This is a genomic window from Bacillus sonorensis NBRC 101234 = KCTC 13918, from assembly GCF_001592005.1.
In the GTDB taxonomy this organism is placed as follows: Bacteria; Bacillota; Bacilli; order Bacillales; family Bacillaceae; genus Bacillus; species Bacillus sonorensis.
In genome coordinates this window covers 156,477-175,708 of record NZ_BCVZ01000003.1, presented here as the reverse complement: position 1 = coordinate 175,708, position 19,232 = coordinate 156,477, and the positions used below count along the sequence as shown (strand labels likewise).

Here is a 19,232-nt window from a genome sequence, read left to right as displayed (position 1 = left end):
GGAAAGATGGGGGGATTGACGTGTTAGAACAACTGAAAGAAGAAGTATTTCAAGCAAATTTGGACTTGCCTAAATATGGACTCGTGAAATACACATGGGGAAATGCAAGTGCCATTGACCGTGAAACCGGTTTATTCGTTATCAAACCCAGTGGTGTTGATTATGAAACGATGAAAGCTAGTGATATGGTGGTTGTTGATTTAGATGGCAATGTTGTTGAGGGAGAGTTGAGGCCTTCATCAGATACAGCGACTCACGCAGTACTTTATAACCATTACCCTGAAATTGGAGGAATTGTACACACTCATTCAACTTGGGCGACAATCTGGGCTCAAGCAGGCCTTGATGTTCCAGCGATGGGGACCACTCATGCAGACACATTCTATGGTTCCGTACCATGTGCCCGTTACTTGACACAAGAGGAGATTGATCGTGGTTACGAAGTAGAAACAGGTAATGTAATCATCGAAACATTTGAAGAGCGTGGGTTAGATATTTTAGCTGTTCCTGGTGTCTTACTTCATGGTCATGGTCCATTTACTTGGGGCAAAGATGTAAAATCAGCAGTATTGAATAGTGTGGTGTTGGACGAAGTTGCGAAAATGAATTTATTTACACGAGAATTAAATCTTTTTGCAAAAGAATTGCCACAACGTATTTTAGATAAACATTATTTACGAAAACACGGTAAAAATGCTTATTATGGTCAAAAGTAATATCAATTCTATCAAACTATCAATTATCCCATTAATTTAAGAAAAGAGGGTTATTATGTTAACAACAGGGAAAAAAGAATTTTGGTTTGTCGTAGGTTCACAACATCTTTATGGGGAAGAAACGTTAGCAGAAGTCAGAGCACACGCACAAGCCATGACCGATGCATTAAATGAAAGCGCTGTTTTGCCATACCCGCTTGTATTGCAAGATTTAGCTGTTAGTGCTGATAAAATCACAAGCATCATGAAAGAAGTAAACTATCGTGACGAAGTAGCCGGTGTCATCACTTGGATGCATACTTTCTCACCTGCAAAAATGTGGATTCGCGGAACAAAATTATTACAAAAACCATTACTTCATTTAGCGACACAATTTAATGAAAGTATTCCATGGACAACGATTGACATGGACTTTATGAACCTAAACCAATCTGCTCATGGTGACCGTGAATATGGTTTTATCAATGCCCGCTTGAAAAAACAAAATAAAGTTGTCGTGGGTTATTGGGAGCGCCCTGAAGTGCAACAGCAAATTGCAGAATGGATGGACGTAGCGGTTGCTTATAACGAAAGCTTCAACATCAAGGTCGCTCGTTTTGGTGACAACATGCGTAACGTTGCTGTTACCGAAGGGGATAAGGTTGAAGCGCAAATTCAATTTGGCTGGACAGTTGATTACTTTGGTATTGGTGATCTTGTTCAATACGTGAATGCGGTTACAGATAAAGAAATTAATGATTTGTTTGCAGAATACGCAGACCTTTATGAATTTGATTATGGTACTTACAGTCAGCAAGATTGGGAGAAGAGCGTAAAAGTACAAGCAAGCTATGAAATCGCCATTAAACGTTTCTTGGATGATGGTGGTTACAATGCCTTCACAACTAACTTTGAAGATTTATATGGAATGAAACAACTTCCAGGTCTTGCCGTCCAGCGATTGATGGCGCAAGGATATGGCTTTGCTGGTGAAGGAGATTGGAAAACTGCAGCGCTCGATCGCTTACTCAAAGTGATGAGCCGCAACCAATCAACTGGCTTTATGGAAGACTACACATATGAATTAGCTGCCGGTCAAGAATCAATCCTTCAATCACATATGCTTGAAGTTGACCCATCTTTAGCAAGCAACAAACCAAAAATTATCGTATCTCCATTAGGTATTGGTGATCGTGAAGACCCAGCACGCTTAGTGTTCGACGGAAAAGCAGGAGATGGTGTGGTTGTTTCAATGGCAGACTTTGGTACGCATTACAAACTGTTGATTAACGAAGTTTCTGCATATGAACCAACTGTTCCAGCACCAAACCTTCCAGTGGCACGGGTACTTTGGGAAGTGAAACCTAACTTCCAAGATGGAGTGAAAGCATGGCTTGAGAATGGCGGCGGTCACCATACAGTTGTTTCATTGAATGTAACAACAGACCAAATGATCACTTATGCAAAGCTGGTTGACCTGGAATATGTAGTGATTAAGTAATGCCTCTAACCTCCGAGGAGGTTCTGCTTCCTTGGAGGTGAAAAATAGGTATATCAGATTTCAAAATATTTATGATTTTGTAAGCGTTATCGTGATGTTCAGGAAAAATTGAAAGCGTTTAATAATAGGCGAATAAAACCTTGAGATTTAGGGAGAAGTCCCAACAAATAATATCCTAGCATGTATTTGCGGTTTGAAAGCGCTTTTATTATTTCCTAAAAAGCCATCAATAGTTTTGGTGGTGGGATTTTTGCACAATATAATTTCAACCTTGAGGAGGGAACTTTAATGGTTAATGATAAGAAAATCTCAAGTGGCTTCATTTATTTTTTTGGGGCTTTTGCCGGCATTCTTTTCGGTTATGATATCGGCGTTATGACGGGTGCTTTGCCTTTTCTGCAACATGATTGGAACCTTCAAGACAACGCCGGGGTTATTGGCTGGATTACCTCTTCGGTGATGTTAGGAGCTATTTTTGGAGGCGCCCTGGCCGGACAACTTTCTGATCGTTTGGGACGGCGCAAAATGATTTTAATTTCCGCTTTAATTTTTGTTGTTGGATCCATTTTGTCAGGAATAGCACCTCATAATGGGATACTATTTTTGATTGTTTCTCGGGTTTTATTGGGATTGGCCGTTGGTGCTGCTTCTGCGTTGGTCCCAGCCTATATGTCGGAAATGGCGCCTGCACGTTTGCGTGGACGTCTGTCAGGAATTAATCAAACAATGATTGTTTCTGGAATGTTGCTTTCTTACATTGTTGATTTTCTATTGAAAGATTTACCGGAAACAATGGCATGGCGGTTGATGCTTGGTTTGGCTGCCGTACCTGCCTTGATCTTATATGTTGGAATGTTAAAGTTACCTGAATCACCACGTTTTTTAATAAAGAACAATAAACTTGATGAAGCTCGCAAGGTGTTGAGCTATATTCGCTCTAACAAAGAAGAGATTGATTCTGAAATAACGCAAATTCAAGAAACTGCCAGAGAGGAAACAAAGGCAAATCAAAAAGCATCATGGGCTACACTTTTAAGTAATAAATATCGTTTTTTATTAATTGCCGGTGTGGGTGTTGCTGCTTTTCAACAATTCCAGGGTGCAAACGCAATTTTTTATTATATTCCTTTGATTGTAGAAAAAGCAACAGGGAATGCAGCAAGTTCAGCGTTGATGTGGCCAATTATTCAAGGAGTTATTCTCGTACTAGGTTCATTAATATTCCTGATGATTGCTGATAAATTTAATCGCCGTACTTTATTAACAGTAGGCGGAACAATTATGGGGCTATCCTTTATTTTGCCGGCAATATTGAATATATTAATTCCTAATGCAAATCCGATGATGATGGTTGTCTTTTTAAGTATCTATGTAGCACTTTATTCATTCACGTGGGCTCCTTTAACTTGGGTCATAGTTGGAGAAATTTTCCCGCTGGCAATTCGCGGGCGTGCGTCTGGATTAGCTTCATCATTTAACTGGATTGGTTCTTTCTTGGTTGGATTGCTATTTCCTATTATGACCGCTTCGATGTCTCAAGAAGCTGTGTTTGCAATCTTCGGTGTGATTTGTTTACTTGGAGTTGTATTTATCCGGACACGCGTCCCTGAAACTCGAGGCCGCAGTTTAGAGGAAATTGAGAAAAATGGAGAAAATAGACAAGTTAACGCAAAAAGCGCCCAGATAAACCTATGAGGTTTGGAGTGGAATTAAAAGAAGCTATCTTGGGCACCGCTTATCGCAGGGGAAATCTTTGCACTAGTGCATTTTGAAACAGGGGTTTCAAAAGTGAAGATGCTTTTGTATTCATCATATACAAATCGTGAACATGATATGGAGGCGGAAAACTTCCCCCTCCATATTTGAAAGAAATTCGTTCAGCTTATACGTTCAAGTTGTGAAACAAACTATGATCTTCTAAAATTTCAAACTTAATTAAATACCATTCCACCATCGATGATAAGAGCTTGACCAGTCATATAATCTGAATCTGGTCCTGCAAGATAGGAAACGCACGCTGCTACATCTTCCGGCTCGGATAAGCGTTTTAATGCAATATTTTTAGCGAATTGCTCCATTCCCCATTCAAATGGCTTGCCTGCTTCATCAGCGGTTTGCTGTGCAATGCCCATCATCATAGGAGTTTTTACGATACCCGGACAAAAGGCGTTTACAGTAATACCTAATTCAGCTAGGTCTTTTGCCGCCGTTTGGGTAATACCGCGAACAGCGAACTTTGTTCCGCCGTAAACTGCCAAGCCTGGGTTACCGACTTGACCGGCTTGAGAAGAAGCATTAATGATTTTTCCACCGTGACCGAGTTCTTTGAAGGCTTTTACAGCTGCTTGTATTCCCCAATAAGTACCGCCGACGTTAACATCATAAATTTTTCGATAATCTTCATAAGTAATGCTTTCAATAGGGGTGGTTGGTCCAAGACCTGCATTATTTATAACCACATCAAGTCCACCAAGCCTTTTTACGGTTTCATCGACAGCTTTAAAAACATCATCACGATCAGCAACATTTACTTTAACCGCAATTGCTTTCCCATTAAATTGGTTAATTTCCTCAGCAACTTTTTTTGCAGTTTCTTCATTATAATCTGCAACCGCAACGGCGAATCCATCCTCTGCCAAGCGTTTGCAGATTGCTTCGCCAATTCCTTGGCCGCCGCCAGTAACAAAGGCGATTTTTCCAGATACTTTACTCATATGAACATCTTCTTTCTATATGTAATTGGTATTTATTTGGTACAGAAATATTATACCTTATATTTATCGATGTGAAATAAAGCCGCGGCGATTGTAAAAAAGATGTGATATTTAGTTTTAATTTTTGAAAAAATTTTAACTTTTTTAGAAGAAATACAGGCAGCAAAACGGAAAAATTGTACGTTAAGACGATAAACATTGATAAAAAAGAAATGTTCAACTACTTGTCACATTTAAACTAAATCCAGGTTAAATAGCAGCACCAAAAGGCGTTCCAAAAACAAAATATCAGCTACACCCTTTATGCGGAAATAACCTATTTTTCATTTTCTTTTACTTACAAAATTTCCGAAACGTTGCATCCCAATCGGCAAAGACAGCTCTCGCGACTGGGCTCTTGATACGAGCGACAATCCTTTCGACATTTCGATGAGTATAACGATATTGATAGAGTGTCTTTTGGATGGCACATTCTATTCGAGAGGGGAAGGTGTCCAGTGCGCTTATTATGGGTAAGCTTGGTTTTTATACTCGGCAGAACAAGGCTGCCATGGCGCTTAGAGAGATGGGACGCATAGAAAAGACGATCTTTATCCTTTAAAAAATCACTCACAACCGGATTAAGATCAAATGAAAAGGCATGAGTCCGGAACAATATCGGACTCATGCCAATCAAACTGCTTCATGAATTTTTATTGCCTCACTTTTTGGGGGCATTGCAAAGGCGAGTGTTTTCTTTTTTAAATTAGCTGTCTTGGCGGTCGAAAAGATCGGTAATCGCGTGCATGACTTCAATTCCCTGGAAGACGAACAAATTTAAAGCTGTCAATGAAAAGAGTCCGATAATCACCATTCTTATGATAAATAACATGTCTAAAACCTCCCGTTTTTTATGTTGGTTATGGTTTTTTAAACATGTGCTTTATCAACGTAAGAAGAGTGATAGAAAACAGCCAGCATGAATGCCTTCAGATGTTCTTTCAGCCGGTTTAGAATATAAACCCGGGCAGAAGCCGCAGCCAGGATCAAGAGCAGTATGAATTCATCTCTTAACCCGTGCGAATCCCATAAAGATTTAGCCTTTTCTTCACCATGCTTGCCGGCTGTCAGTTCGTGCAGTTCATCGCCTGAAACAGCCGCCTTCTGTGCATGATGGCTCATAGGCACATGGGGCATTGAGAACGAATGAAGGCTTGCAATGACTAAGAAAAACATAGACATTTGCAGAAACAACGACTTTTTCATCAGCTCTCACCCCCCTTTTGATCTCATAATCTTAGCATATTATATGATATCAGAAAAGATGATTTTTTTGTGACATTTTAGTCAGATTTATTGACAAGATTTTTTCTTTGTGTAGATATTTCTGATTTTTTTAATTTATTAAATCGATTGATTTGTTATAATGGGCCTATTGGGACGATAGTCAAAAGGAGGAGGAGGGATTAGGAGTTTCAAAAGACGGAATTTTCTATTTTTTATGTTTCCGTCAATATTATGATATAATCCTACCATGTTAAGAAACCTAACATCAAAATCTGTTTGTTTCAGGAGGGTGCTATGGAAGAAATTTTGAGCAAAGTGATCAATGTCCCGAGTGGGTATATTTGGACTTATTTAGTTTATATATTAATAGGGCTGGGCCTTTATTTCACTTTTAAGCTGAAATTTGTCCAATTCCGATTTTTTATAGAGATGTTCAGAATCGTTGGGGAAAAAAAGGAGAAAGGAAAAGGCGTGTCATCCCTGCAGGCATTTTTTATTTCAGCGGCTTCGCGCGTTGGAACGGGGAATCTTACCGGTGTGGCGCTTGCTGTTGCAACAGGGGGGCCGGGAGCGGTTTTCTGGATGTGGATTGTCGCGCTTGTCGGGATGGCGTCAAGCTTTGTTGAAAGTACATTGGCTCAAGTCTACAAGGTAAAAGACGGCGACCACTTTCGCGGAGGTCCGGCCTACTATATGGAAAAAGCGCTTGGCGCCAGATGGCTGGGGATTATATTCGCCGTTTTAATTACGATTACATTCGGCTTGATTTTTAACGCTGTACAAGCCAATACGATTGTCGGTTCAATGGAAGGGGCTTTCAATTTTGATAAAACGATCGTGGGAATTGTTTTAGCCGTCATAACAGCCTTTATTATTTTCGGCGGTCTGAAACGGGTTGTTACCGTATCACAATTGATTGTTCCCGTCATGGCGATTATTTATCTCGCTCTTGCTCTGTACGTCGTATTGGTGAACATTTCAGAGCTGCCGTCCGTTTTTGCGATGATTATAAAAGATGCATTTGGCATTGAGCAGGTTGCAGGCGGGTCGCTTGGAGGAATGATTATTATCGGTGCCAAGCGCGGTCTTTTCTCAAACGAAGCCGGAATGGGGAGCGCCCCGAACGCGGCCGCCACGGCTCATGTGTCACACCCGGCTAAACAGGGCTTTATTCAAACACTCGGCGTATTCTTTGACACGATCGTCATTTGCAGTGCGACAGCCTTTATGATTCTCCTGTTTAATTTGACGCCTGGGAAAAAGCTTGACGGCATTCAAATTACACAGGCGGCCATGCAGCATCATATCGGAAGCTGGGCGCCGGTATTCGTCGCCGTGGCGATTTTCCTGTTTGCTTTCAGCTCAATCGTCGGAAACTATTATTATGGTGAAACCAATATTGAATTTATTAAAAAGAGCAAAATCACAATGACCGTTTACCGTATTGCCGTGGTCGCCATGGTAATGTTTGGTTCGCTGTCAGGTTTCCAGCTTGTCTGGGATATGGCGGACTTATTTATGGGAGTGATGGCGATTATTAACCTGATTGCGATTCTGCTCCTTTCAGGAATCGCGGCCAAAGTATTGAAGGATTATGCTGATCAGCGGAAAGAAGGGAAAAATCCGGTTTTCAAAGCAAGCTCTATTCCTGGATTAAAGAATGCTGAAGCCTGGGGAGAAGAGAAGGAAACACCGGAGTCATAAGGAAAGATATATTGAAAGAGGCGTCATTTGATCGATCATGACGCCTTTTTTCTTTATTTAAAATTGGCAGCTGAAAGAAGTGATTTCGTTCAAATCGATGCCGAAGTAGACCCAGCGGTACTGGCGCGGCCTCCACCGGTATCCCGCGATGGAATTGCGGCCGACAAAAATCGGAAAGAACCAGAAACGTCTTCCGTTTCTTAAACGGATAACCGTAAATCGGTAAAGGCACCTTCTGATTCCGCCCGGATCAACGGCAAAGGTTGAAACACCGCTGTCCTGGGGAAACTGGCTGGGAGGAGGGGGCAAAAACTGCTGCTGTGTCTGCCCTCCCGCACCTGGAGGCGGCCCTGGGGGGAATTGCTGGCGATACGGATCATACGGATCATATAGAGCGGGATGATATGGATGCAATCAAAAAACGCTCCTTTCTTTTTGTTTGCTTTATCCTATGTTCTGACAGAGAAATGGGAGCTTGCCTATTTAAAAAAATCCCTAAAGCCTGAAATGGCTTTAGGGAGAAAGGTTATATGCTTTTGCGGGGCGCCCGTTTTCGATATACGACATAGCTTCTTGTCAAATATTTAAGCGGCATGCTGAATACATGCACGAGCCGCGTGAATGGCCAGACGATGAAAATGGCATAGCCCATGACGATATGAATTTTAAACCAGAGGGGCACGGTTGCCATAAGTGAAGCGTCCGGTCTGAACAAGAAAATGTTTCGGAACCACGGCCCGATGGTCGTACGGTAGTCAAAGCCTTTTGAATCAATGTTTAAAAACGTCGCCGCCAATCCCGTCACCATCATGAACAATAGGCCGACGAGCGTGATCAAATCACTGGCGGAGCTTGTTTTCCTAATCCGTTTATCAGTTATTCTCCGATAAGTGAGAATGATGAGTCCTGACAGCGCAGCGATCCCGGCGGGCAGTCCAAAGCCGATCGCAATTTTGTGATACATATGCTCTGAGACGCCAAGCGTGTGATAAACGCTTTCCGGTATTAATATTCCCATCACATGTCCGCCGATGACGAAGAGGAGTCCCCAGTGAAAGAGGCTGCTGCCAAGCGCCAGCTTTTTCTTTTCAAGCATCTCGCTTGATTTGGCTGTCCAGCCAAACTGATCATGTTGATAGCGGTAAATATGCCCCCCGATAAAAACCGTTAAGACGATATAGGGGAGTATGGCCCAAAGTAATTGATCGATCATACCTGCACCGTCCCTTCAACGCCGATTTCCGCCAATCCGATTAACAGGGCTTCGAGCAGCGCTGCATATATGCTTTCGTTTTCCAGAAGCTGTGATTTTAATTCTGCCAGATTGGATAAATACTTTTGAAAAACGGCTTTGACTTTTTCGAGTTCTGCAAGGGCGGCAAACTCAAGCATCAGCGGCAGATAATCCGGAAGTTCTTTGTCAGTCGGCTGAAAGCCCGATTGCTGATATAGATCTTTCAGCTGCAAAAGCTCGAGTCCGCGCTCACGCTGTTCACCGGAGTTGAAATAGGTGACATATAGGTTTGTTTTTTTGCCGAAATCAAACGTGTAGACATATGTTTCGATCAGTTCCTCCGGAGAATAGGCAGCCGAATCATTCAAAAATCCGAGCAGCTGCTCTTGCAGCGGTTTATGCTGAATGTGGCTGATCGTGTTTTGCCATTCAGAGCGTTCATTTCTCCATTCTTCATCAGGATAAGACAGAAGATAGGAAAGAGCAGCGAAAACGGCCTGTTTATCTGTTGCGTCCATTATGCTTCACTCCAGTTTCATAAGTTTTGGCAGGGGCCGGGACCTCCGGCAAATGATAACCCGCAGCTTCCTTGTTCCATATATAAGTCCGCCACCTCTTCGCGGTGTGCGCTTGGAATGACGAAGCGGTCATCATACTTGGCGATCGCGAGGAGACGGTACATCTCTTCAATTTGCTGCTCCGTCAAACCTGTGTCGGCAACCAGGTCAGGGTTCATTGGTTTATTTGTCTGGCTGGCTCTCATATACATCCGCATGACGGACATTTTCTTTAATGTGGTTTTGATATGAGCTGTATCACCGGCCGTCAGCAAATTCGCCAAATATTCAATCGGAATTCTCATTTGCTCAATGGCAGGGAAGATGTCTTCCGCCGATTGAGCTGTGCCTTTTCCTTCAAACATGTTCATGATCGGACTGAGCGGCGGAATGTACCATACCATCGGCAATGTCCGATATTCCGGGTGAAGGGGGAGGGCGATTTTCCAATCGATGATCATTTTGTAAATCGGCGATTTTTGCGCCGCTTCAATCCACTCCGCCGGAATGCCTTGCGCTTTCGCTTCTTCGGCGACAGCGGGATCATTCGGATCAAGGAAAATTTCCAGCTGGGAGTGATACAAGTCTTGTTCATTTTCGACTGACGCCGCTTCCTGCACTTTGTCAGCGTCATAAAGCATAACGCCGAGATAGCGGATTCTGCCGACGCATGTCTCAGAACAGATCGTCGGAAGTCCGGCTTCTAAACGCGGAAAGCATAATGTGCATTTTTCGGCCTTGTTCGTTTGCCAATTAAAATATACTTTTTTATAAGGGCAGGATGATACACAATGTCTCCATGAGCGGCATGCATTCTGATCGACCAGAACGATCCCGTCTTCTTCGCGTTTGTACATCGCTCCTGATGGACAGGAAGAGACGCATGACGGGTTGATGCAGTGTTCGCAAATTCGCGGAAGGTACATCATGAAGACATCTTCGAATTCTGTTTTAATCGATTCTTCCATTTTTTTAACGTTCGGATCCTCAAGTCCGGTAATATGGCCGCCGGCGAGATCATCCTCCCAGTTCGGACCCCATTCAAGATTCATGAAGTCTCCCGTAATGGAAGACTTCGGTCTTGCGACAGGCTGATGCTTTTTCTCGGGGCTGTTTGTCAATGTTTCATAATCATAGTTCCAAGGTTCGTAGTAATCATCGATTGTCGGCTGGTACGGGTTGTAAAATAAATTCATCAGCCTCGTTGCTTTGGCTCCCGATTTCAGCTGCAGCTTGCCTTTTTTCAGCTCCCAGCCGCCTTTGTATTTATCCTGGTTTTCCCATTGTTTCGGGTAGCCGATGCCCGGTTTTGTTTCGACATTGTTGAAATACATATATTCTGCACCTGAACGGTTTGTCCATGTGTTTTTGCATGTTACGCTGCACGTATGGCAGCCGATGCATTTGTCCAGGTTCATGACCATTCCGATTTGCGCTTTAATCTTCAAGCCAATCGACCTCCTTCAATTTTCTGATCACGACATTGAGGTCGCGCTGATTTCCAGTCGGCCCGTAGTAGTTGAAGCCGTAGCTGAGCTGTCCGTAGCCGCCGATCATCTGCGTCGGCTTGACATGGATGCGGGTTGGGCTGTTATGGGTGCCGCCGCGGTTGTTCGTCAGTTTTGTCCCCGGCACGTTGATATGCCGGTCCTGGGCATGGTGCATAAACGCCATTCCTTTCGGGATGCGGTGCGATACGACGGCGCGGGCGACGACGACTCCGTTTCTGTTGAAGCACTCAATCCAATCATTATCTTGAATGTCGGTTTCCGCCGCATCATCTTTATTCATCCAAACCGTCGGTCCGCCCCTGAACAGGGTGAGCATCGGCAGGGAGTCGAAATACATGCTGTGGATCGACCATTTATTATGCGGTGTTAAATAGTTCAACACGATTTCTTTTCCTTCTTGTTCAGGACGCTTGTTCAAGAATGGGCGATGGATCAGGATCGGCTTGAATGTCGCCATGTTTTCTCCGAATTCCATCATCATTTCATGGTCAAGATAAAACGATTGTCTGCCTGTCAGTGTTCTCCACGGGATCAGCTTCTCCACATTTGTCGTAAATGGAGAATAGCGGCGTCCTCCTTTTTCAGACCCGCTGAAAGCAGGGGAGGTGATCACTGTTTTCGGCTGAGCCGATATTTGTTCAAACGTAAAACGTTCTTCTTCCCGTTCATCAGCCAAATCTTTCAATTCCAGACTCGTGATTTTTTCAAGCGATTCCCATGCCTTTACGGCTACTTTTCCATTTGAAGTAGACGACAGGGTCAAAACGGCTTCTGCGGCCTGTTTTGCATCATGGATCATCGGACAGCCCTTTGCAACATTGTCTTCAGTCACAACACCGAGTATCTTTTTCAGGGAGTTGTATTCCTCTTCAACAGACCAGTTCATTCCTTTTGTTCCGTAAGGCTGTTTGACGACATTCGGCCCGAGAGATGTCATTTTATGAAAAATCTGCCTGTAATCGCGTTCCACGACATGAATTTGCGGCATGGTTTGACCTGGAACAGCGGTACATTCGCCTTTGCTCCAATCCGTGATTTTCCCCAATGGCTGCGCCAGTTCCTGAGGGGTATCATGGAGCAGGGGAGTGGCAACTGCTTCCTTCACCGGTTCCATGTCAACTTCCTCAGCCAAATCGGAAACCGCTTTTGCCAAAGCTTTAAAGATGTCCCAGTCAGATTTTGCTTCCCAAGGGGCTGAAATCGCCGGGTTAAACGGATGAATGAACGGGTGCATATCCGTGCTGCTGAGATCGTGCTTCTCATACCATGTAGCCGCAGGAAGCACAATGTCGGAATACAGAGCCGTGCCGGCCATGCGGAAGTCGAGATTGATCAATAAGTCGAGTTTGCCTTCAGGCGCTTTGTCCCGCCAGGTGATTTCTTCCGGACGGATGCTGTCATGATCTTCATTCATTAGCCCGTTTGTTGTGCCGAGCAAATGCTTCAGAAAATATTCGTGGCCTTTGCCTGAGCTTGAAATTAAGTTGGCTCTCCAGACGAAAAGGTTTCTCGGAAAATTCTTTTCATTGTCAGGGTCTTCAATCGAAAATTTCAATTTTTTATCTTCAAGCTGTTTGGCGATGTATGTCCCGACTTCCTGAACGTTCCGGGCGCCCGATTGTTCCGCTTCCTTATATAAATCAATCCCGTTTTTTTCGAATGTCGGGTATGACGGAAGCCATCCTAGCCTTGCCGCCAGCACGTTATAATCGGCATGGTGTTTGTAGCGGGACGTTCCCGTGATTGGAGAAGCCAGATTGCTGATTGGTTCATCCTCATAACGCCACTGGTCAGTCGCGAAATAGAAGAATGAAGTTCCGTTTTGCAATTTAGCCGGACCGCCCCAGTCTTTAGCCATGGCGATCGTCTGCCAACCTTCAGCAGGACGGAGCTTTTCCTGGCCGACATAGTGGGCCCAGCCGCCTCCGTTGACTCCTTGTGCACCGACGAGAAGAACGAGATTCAATACCGCCCGGTAAATGGTGTCTGAATTGAACCAGTGGTTAATCCCGGCACCGACGATAATCATTGAGCGGCCATCTGTGTCTATCGCGTTTTGCGCGAATTCCCTCGCAATTTTGACGACCTGGCCGCGATCAACGCCGGTGATCTGCTCTTGCCAAGCAGGTGTAAACGGTTCTGGATCATCAAATGACTCAGCTGTCTGTCCGCCGATTCCGCGGTTGACGCCGTAGTTTGCAAGAGTCAGATCAAATACGGTAGCCACAAAGACTTCCTCGCCGTTCAGATTCAATTTTTTGATCGGAAGGGGCCTTTCCAGCACTTTGTTGCCGTCATGAGAGAAATAAGGAATTTTGACCGTGCCGATCATATCTTCTTTTCCGAGCATGGAAAGCCGCGGTGAAATTTGCTGTCCGGTCTCTTCATCAATCATGCGCAAATTCCATTTCCCTTTGCCGTCCCAGCGCGAGCCCATAGTTCCTTGCGGGATGGCGAAATCGCCTGTTTCTTCATCCCAGACGGCCGGTTTCCATTCATCATGCTCTGTCCGGCGGCCGATGTCTTTCGCATGGAGAAAACGGCCGGCCGTGAATTGTCCGCCTTCTTTATTCAAGGTCACCAAAAACGGGAAATCAGTATATTGTTTTGCATAGTCAATAAAGCGCTCCGTCTTTTGATTGACATAAAACTCTTGGAGTATGACGTGGCCCATTGCCATCGCAAGCGCTCCGTCTGTTCCTTGTCTGATGCTCATCCAGTCATCAGCAAATTTTGTGGATTCGGCAAAGTCCGGGCTGATGGATATGACTTTCGTCCCTCTGTAACGGGCTTCAGCCAAAAAGTGTGCATCAGGTGTTCTTGTCAGCGGGACATTCGACCCCCATGTCATGATATAGCCGGAATTGTACCAGTCACTGCTTTCCGGTACATCTGTCTGGTCTCCCCAGATTTGCGGAGAGGCAGGAGGGAGGTCGGCATACCAGTCATAAAAACTGAGCATCGGACCGCCGATCAGCGACATAAACCGGGAGCCGGCCGCATGGCTGAGCATGGACATAGCCGGAATCGGCGAGAAGCCGACATTGCGGTCAGGACCGTATTTCATCACGGTATAAAGGAGGGAAGCGGAAATCAGCTTTAATATTTCGCTCCATTCCGCCCGGACAAAACCGCCTTTTCCGCGCGCTTGTTTATAAGCCTTTGCTTTTTCAGGGTTTTCAACGATCGATTTCCATGCATCTAAAGGGTTGCTGTGGGCGCTTAAGGCTTCCCGCCACATGTTGATCAGCACACCCCGGACGTATGGGTATTTCACGCGAAGCGGGCTGTAAATATACCAGGAGAAGCTTGCTCCCCGCGGACAGCCGCGCGGTTCAAAGTCAGGCATATCAGGGCCTGTGGAAGGATAGTCGAGACGCTGGCCTTCCCAGGTGACGATCCCGTTTTTTACATAAATATTCCAGCTGCAAGAGCCGGTGCAATTGACGCCATGGGTCGAACGAACCACTTTATCATGCTGCCATCTTCTTCTGTATACATCTTCCCAATCTCGGTCTTCATAAGAAGTCTGGCTGTGTTTATCAGAATGGTGTTCTATAGGAGAGAAATAATTTAATCTCCTGGAAATAGGGCTGTTTTTCTTTTTTTTCATTGCTGGTTCACTCCTCCTGAGTCAGTGATGCTATCTTCACTATATACGGAGGAGAAGCGGGACCTTGTTAACTTTGTCACAATGCTTGCGGATTTCACAAATTCGTCACATTTTTTAGACGAATTTGAAGGAAAAAGGGGAGGGGGGGCATTCGGACTGCAGGCGTCACAAAAAACGGCCCGCTTTCCATACAAATGAAAGCGGGCCGTTTTGCTTTTATTCAGCGGAGTTTAAAATTCGTTTTTCTCCGGTTATGTCCTGAATCGGGGCGATGTTTTGGGTGAATTCCAATGTGCCGATGTATTTGCCGTGTTCATCGCGGACGGCAAAGTAGCGGATGAACACATATTTGTCTTTGAATGGAATCCAAAAATCTTCAACATCTTTTTTGCCTGACTTAAAATCATCGAGGAGCTTATTGACGATATGAACGCTTCCCGGCGGATGGCAATTTTGTACGGTTCGGCCGATCACTGCCTTTGTTCTGGCGAAAATCCGTTCCTTGCCGTGAGAAAAGTAGCGGACAACATCATTCTCATCAATAAACGTCAGGTCAACGGGAAGGTGGTTCAGCATGAGTTCAAGCTGCTCAAGGGATAATGTTCCGGTAGGGAGTCTGACATATCCGTCAACTGCTTTTTCCATTGTCTGAAGCGGGTGGCGCTTAGGCTCCCAGACGGCTTCAGGCTCTGTCAGGCAATAGCCGATTTCATCGCTTTCCGCCGCAATTTTCAGCCATTCGTCTTCCGTTAATGTCCGCAGGGCCATCGGCAGTAGAATCTTTTCTTCTTTATCAATCATTTCTGTGCCTTCTTTTATAATAAAGCCCAGCTCGCGAATGACTTCGGCTTTTTGATCAGGTGTGTAGTTTTCCAATAACGCTTTCGTTTCTTTAATGCTTTTGCGGATAAAATCGTCAATCGCCCACATGACCTGGCTGGGGCCGGTGATCCCGTACTTTTCCAGATAGGGGAAGAGCAGGTTTTCTTTTCTGCTGTAATGCTTGTCTACATCCGCCAGCAGGTTTAAATCGCTGATCAGCTTGAAAATATGTTCTTCCGTGTCTTCCTTTTCAAACCGGTCCAAATGAAGCTGGATTTTAAAGTTCAAAAGGAAGTCTATTTCTTTGTTTTCCTTTATAAATGTATGAACCGGGTGGCCGGGCTGTTTTTCGGCCTCCGTGCGGTGGATGTCTTCAATCGATCCTTTAAAAACCGCTGCATGAACGGAGCAGAGCTTTTGGATCTCTTCAGGCTCGATTCCCTCTTCCTGTATTAAGGCCTGTTCCAATTGGGCGATTTCCTCTGCATTAACCGACCCGAACGCGGCCTGAAACCGTTGTTTGACATCTTCAAGAGGCGCTCCTTTATGAAGATCGATGATGATGTCTTTCAGCTGCTGCTTTCTTTCATGTGATAATTTCTGATGAGTTTCCCTGTTGTTAATGAATTCGCTCATGGTTCGTCTCCTCTCCAAACAGGTTCAAAGCCTTGTTCCCTTAAAATCGTCAGGATGTGCGTCAAATCAATGTTCTTCAGCCGCGCGCCCTTTGGGATCGTCATGATGCGGCCGGCAGTCTCAAGCATTCCGGGTTTTGCAATGTGGTCAAAACCGATATCTTTCATTAAGACTTTCAGCTCAGGATGCAATGTGCACAGTTCATAGACAGAAGCGTTTAAATCCAATGTCTTGTTCAGAAAGGATCACATCCTTTTGAAATTGATGATCATTCTCAGAATCGATCATAATACAAGCAGGAAGATACTTTTGTGATCCAGATCACATTTTTTTGCGCAATGCCTTCGGAATGTAGATGCAGCTGGGATCGCTTTCTAAATAATCGCCTGTCAAAGCGTATGCGCGTGAACGCGAGCCTCCGCAAACATGACGGAATTCGCAGACCCCGCATTTGCCTTTATAACCGTCAGGATTTCGCAGCTCTTTGAAAATCGGCGACTCGCGGTAAATGTCTGACAGCGGCTGTTGGCGAATGTTTCCTGCTTTAACAGGCAATAGTCCGCTGGGATACACATCACCGATATGGGAAATGAACAAAAAGCCGTTACCGTCATTAACGCCTTTAGGGGCCCGGCCAAGCCCTCCGATCGCATCGATTTTGCCTTTTTGCAATGCATCCTCATAGCGGATCTGAAGGTGGGGATCTTTTGCTTCCCGCATTTTTTGCTGGATGACGACCCGGCGGTAATGCTGGGCCGCCGTCGTTTTAATGTCAAAAGGCGCCCGTTTGGCCAAACGGCTGAGCCATTGAAACGCTTTTTCATGCTGAAGGGCTGAAATCATGTCCTCCCGTTTGGCCCGTCCGGTCGGGACGAGAAAAAACACGCTCCACAAAACACAATCTAATTGCTCAACCAGCTGTGCCATCTCATCAAGGTAATCGATGTTGTAAGTTGAGATCACCGTATTGATCTGCAAAGGCAATTGAAATTCATGGATATGCCGGATTGCATTCATCGTCAGGTCGAAGGAGCCGTCTGTTCCCCTGAAGTGATCATGAATTTCGCGGTTCGGGCCATCCAGGCTGAACGCCCAGCGGGATAAGCCGATATCTTTTGCAGTTTGGATGGCTTCCTTCGTCACATTCGGCGTTGCACTCGGTGTCATGGAAATGCGGACGCCTTTTCGGACGGCGTATTGAATGATCTCAAAGACATCCTCCCTCATTAGCGGATCACCGCCGGTCAGCACCAAAATGGGGTTGTTCATGTTATAGATTTCATCGATTAATGCTTTTCCTTCTTTAAGAGAGAGCTCCCGCGGGTCACGGCGGTTTTGCGCAGACGCCCGGCAGTGGAGACATTTAAGCTCACAGGCTCTGGTCAGCTCCCAAATGACAATAAACGGAGCCTCCTGAAAATCACACTGTATCATGCTTCATCTGTCCTTTCGTTACTCTTCGCATTCATCGTAGCGGAAATAAGAAAATGAGAATGTTAAGTAGATCACAGTTTGAAAAGAGGAGAGAAGGGAGGAGCCCTTCTCATTCGGCGTTCTCCTGGGAGGAATGGAGATAACGCAAAAATAATTGATAGGAAAAGAATAGATTTTGCTGGAGCAGTTTGAGAAAGTTCATTTGCAGTTGTTGGTTATAAGTCATCATTTTTTTAAATATCGTAAAAGGAATTTCTAGTACAGTGGTATCAGCGGCAGTTTTGACAGAAATAAACGGAGATAAAAAAGGCTCTCCCTTTTGATCTATGGGAAACACATCGCCTTTCTCCCATTCGGCGATGATGCGGGAATCCTCAGGGAGCCTTTTGTCCGCAAAGAGCACTTCCCCTTTCAAAACAAAATAAACGGATTGTGAATGCAGAAACGATCGGGTGTGGCGGGACGATGCGATATCAATCACTTTTCCGTTTTTCAGCAGCCTTTTAATGATGGGGAGGGGCACCCCTAAAAACATAGGAAGATTTTTCAGAAATATCAAGTAGTCAAACCGGTCCATTGAATGTCCTCCTTCTATGCATGTAGCTACAGTATAGAAGGAAAGGCAGAAAAAGGCAGTGATAAAGTTCACACTCGGGATATGAAAAATGTCACTCACTGCTGGACATGAAGTTTTTATAATAGAGTAGAAGGGAGGAGTGTTTTTTATGAAAGTGTTGATACCGAAACAGCATGGCGCCTGGGCGATGCTTGTGATTCCTTTTTTCCTCGGTATGATCGGCGGAGGTGCTCATGTGCGGCATATTCCGCTGTTTATCGGATGGTTTTTTCTATACCTGGTGGCTTTTCCTCTCACAATGATGGTCAAAAAGAAAAAGACCGCTTTTTATCAAAAGTGGGCGCTGATCTACAGCGTTCCTGCCGTCCTGTTCCTGCTCGCCGCGGTCTGGACGCTACCTGCGCTCGTTTGGCTCGGGTTGTCCCTCGTTCCGCTTTTTCTCGTCAATCTGTATTATGCGAAAGAGAACAACGACAGAGCGCTCATCAATGATATTGCGGCGATCATCGTTTTTGCCGCAGGCGGGCTTGCGGCCTATTGGGCCGGCGATGGGCGGCTGGACGGCTGGGGATGGTTCATTTTTATCCAATCGATTTTGTTTTTTGTCGGCAGTGCATTTTATGTAAAGTCTATGATCCGCGAAAAGAAAAACAAACGGTTTCAATATTACTCATGGAGCTATCATCTCATCCTGCCGTTTTTATCTTTGGCATTTGGGGCCGGATGGGCGATCATCGGTTTTATTCCGAGCAGCTTGAGGGCATGGCTGTTATACGGGAGAAAATTGCCGGTCAAAAAAATAGGAATCTTTGAATTGCTTAATGCATGTTGTTTCATGCTTGCGATGGGCGTCTTTTTGCTGAATATATAAATAAAAACAAGGACATCTCATTGTCCTTGTTTCGGCATCGTGGAAAACGCTTGCATTTTCGGCGGCAAACCGTCTGTTTGAGACGGCGTCACAGACT

The 19,232-nt window shown here is 44.9% G+C and carries 17 protein-coding genes and 1 pseudogene; 6 read left to right on the top strand and 12 right to left on the bottom strand.

The window, feature by feature from the left end:
- Nucleotides 1-20: 20 nt before the first annotated feature.
- The 3 genes from BTR1S_RS06195 to BTR1S_RS06185 all read left to right on the top strand — a co-directional run bounded on the left by BTR1S_RS06195 (nt 21) and on the right by BTR1S_RS06185 (nt 3,891).
- Nucleotides 21-716: an L-ribulose-5-phosphate 4-epimerase gene (locus BTR1S_RS06195; protein WP_006637050.1), complete on the top strand. Its 696-nt coding sequence runs from the start codon at nt 21-23 to the stop codon at nt 714-716.
- Nucleotides 717-771: 55 nt separating this feature from the next.
- Nucleotides 772-2,196: an L-arabinose isomerase gene (araA, locus tag BTR1S_RS06190; protein WP_029418864.1), complete on the top strand. Its 1,425-nt coding sequence runs from the start codon at nt 772-774 to the stop codon at nt 2,194-2,196.
- A gap of 288 nt (nt 2,197-2,484) precedes the next feature.
- Nucleotides 2,485-3,891, top strand: coding sequence for a sugar porter family MFS transporter (locus BTR1S_RS06185; RefSeq protein ID WP_029418863.1), 1,407 nt, complete (start codon nt 2,485-2,487; stop codon nt 3,889-3,891).
- Between the two features lie 236 nt (nt 3,892-4,127).
- Here the strand turns inward: BTR1S_RS06185 and BTR1S_RS06180 are convergent, their stop codons facing one another.
- Nucleotides 4,128-4,910, bottom strand: a complete 783-nt coding sequence (locus tag BTR1S_RS06180; protein ID WP_006637053.1) for a (S)-acetoin forming diacetyl reductase — start codon at nt 4,908-4,910, stop codon at nt 4,128-4,130.
- A gap of 454 nt (nt 4,911-5,364) precedes the next feature.
- On the opposite strand from BTR1S_RS06180, the pseudogene BTR1S_RS06175 reads away from it, so the two are divergent.
- Nucleotides 5,365-5,508: pseudogene (locus BTR1S_RS06175) on the top strand (Tn3 family transposase); the annotation flags it as partial.
- Nucleotides 5,509-5,655: 147 nt separating this feature from the next.
- Here the strand turns inward: BTR1S_RS06175 and BTR1S_RS23110 are convergent.
- Together BTR1S_RS23110 and BTR1S_RS06170 are read right to left on the bottom strand one after the other, a co-directional pair.
- On the bottom strand, nt 5,656-5,781 hold the full coding sequence (locus BTR1S_RS23110) for a hypothetical protein (RefSeq protein ID WP_006637055.1): 126 nt from the start codon (nt 5,779-5,781) through the stop codon (nt 5,656-5,658).
- Nucleotides 5,782-5,819: 38 nt separating this feature from the next.
- Nucleotides 5,820-6,155 (bottom strand): hypothetical protein, encoded by a 336-nt coding sequence (locus BTR1S_RS06170; protein ID WP_006637056.1) that lies wholly within the window; start codon nt 6,153-6,155, stop codon nt 5,820-5,822.
- 315 nt (nt 6,156-6,470) lie between these two features.
- Between BTR1S_RS06170 and BTR1S_RS06165 the strand changes: the two genes are divergently transcribed.
- Complete coding sequence (locus BTR1S_RS06165) at nt 6,471-7,880, top strand: alanine/glycine:cation symporter family protein (protein ID WP_006637057.1); 1,410 nt, start codon at nt 6,471-6,473, stop codon at nt 7,878-7,880.
- Between the two features lie 57 nt (nt 7,881-7,937).
- On the opposite strand, the gene BTR1S_RS21685 is transcribed toward BTR1S_RS06165, so the two are convergent.
- The 9 genes from BTR1S_RS21685 to BTR1S_RS06120 form a co-directional block, all read right to left on the bottom strand.
- Nucleotides 7,938-8,294, bottom strand: a complete 357-nt coding sequence (locus tag BTR1S_RS21685) for a hypothetical protein (protein ID WP_006637058.1) — start codon at nt 8,292-8,294, stop codon at nt 7,938-7,940.
- Nucleotides 8,295-8,406: 112 nt separating this feature from the next.
- Nucleotides 8,407-9,093, bottom strand: coding sequence for a respiratory nitrate reductase subunit gamma (gene narI / locus BTR1S_RS06155; RefSeq protein ID WP_006637061.1), 687 nt, complete (start codon nt 9,091-9,093; stop codon nt 8,407-8,409).
- Entirely contained in the window at nt 9,090-9,632 is a 543-nt protein-coding gene (gene narJ, locus BTR1S_RS06150; RefSeq protein ID WP_029418861.1) for a nitrate reductase molybdenum cofactor assembly chaperone, read from the bottom strand. Before narJ ends, narI begins: the two co-directional genes overlap by 4 nt.
- Before the next feature lie 17 nt (nt 9,633-9,649).
- Nucleotides 9,650-11,119, bottom strand: a complete 1,470-nt coding sequence (narH, locus tag BTR1S_RS06145; RefSeq protein ID WP_006637063.1) for a nitrate reductase subunit beta — start codon at nt 11,117-11,119, stop codon at nt 9,650-9,652.
- Nucleotides 11,109-14,795 (bottom strand): nitrate reductase subunit alpha, encoded by a 3,687-nt coding sequence (locus BTR1S_RS06140; protein WP_006637064.1) that lies wholly within the window; start codon nt 14,793-14,795, stop codon nt 11,109-11,111. Before BTR1S_RS06140 ends, narH begins: the two co-directional genes overlap by 11 nt.
- A gap of 216 nt (nt 14,796-15,011) precedes the next feature.
- On the bottom strand, nt 15,012-16,253 hold the full coding sequence (locus BTR1S_RS06135) for a DUF438 domain-containing protein (protein ID WP_029418860.1): 1,242 nt from the start codon (nt 16,251-16,253) through the stop codon (nt 15,012-15,014).
- Complete coding sequence (locus BTR1S_RS06130) at nt 16,250-16,480, bottom strand: DUF1858 domain-containing protein (RefSeq protein ID WP_006637066.1); 231 nt, start codon at nt 16,478-16,480, stop codon at nt 16,250-16,252. The genes BTR1S_RS06135 and BTR1S_RS06130 overlap by 4 nt, the downstream gene beginning before the upstream one ends.
- Nucleotides 16,481-16,574: 94 nt before the next feature.
- A complete protein-coding gene (locus BTR1S_RS06125; protein ID WP_006637067.1) occupies nt 16,575-17,687 on the bottom strand; it encodes a TIGR04053 family radical SAM/SPASM domain-containing protein in 1,113 nt (370 codons plus the stop codon).
- Between the two features lie 109 nt (nt 17,688-17,796).
- Nucleotides 17,797-18,264, bottom strand: a complete 468-nt coding sequence (locus BTR1S_RS06120; protein ID WP_006637068.1) for a cyclic nucleotide-binding domain-containing protein — start codon at nt 18,262-18,264, stop codon at nt 17,797-17,799.
- A gap of 148 nt (nt 18,265-18,412) precedes the next feature.
- Between BTR1S_RS06120 and BTR1S_RS06115 the strand changes: the two genes are divergently transcribed.
- Entirely contained in the window at nt 18,413-19,135 is a 723-nt protein-coding gene (locus BTR1S_RS06115) for a YwiC-like family protein (RefSeq protein ID WP_029418858.1), read from the top strand.
- Nucleotides 19,136-19,232: the final 97 nt, after the last annotated feature.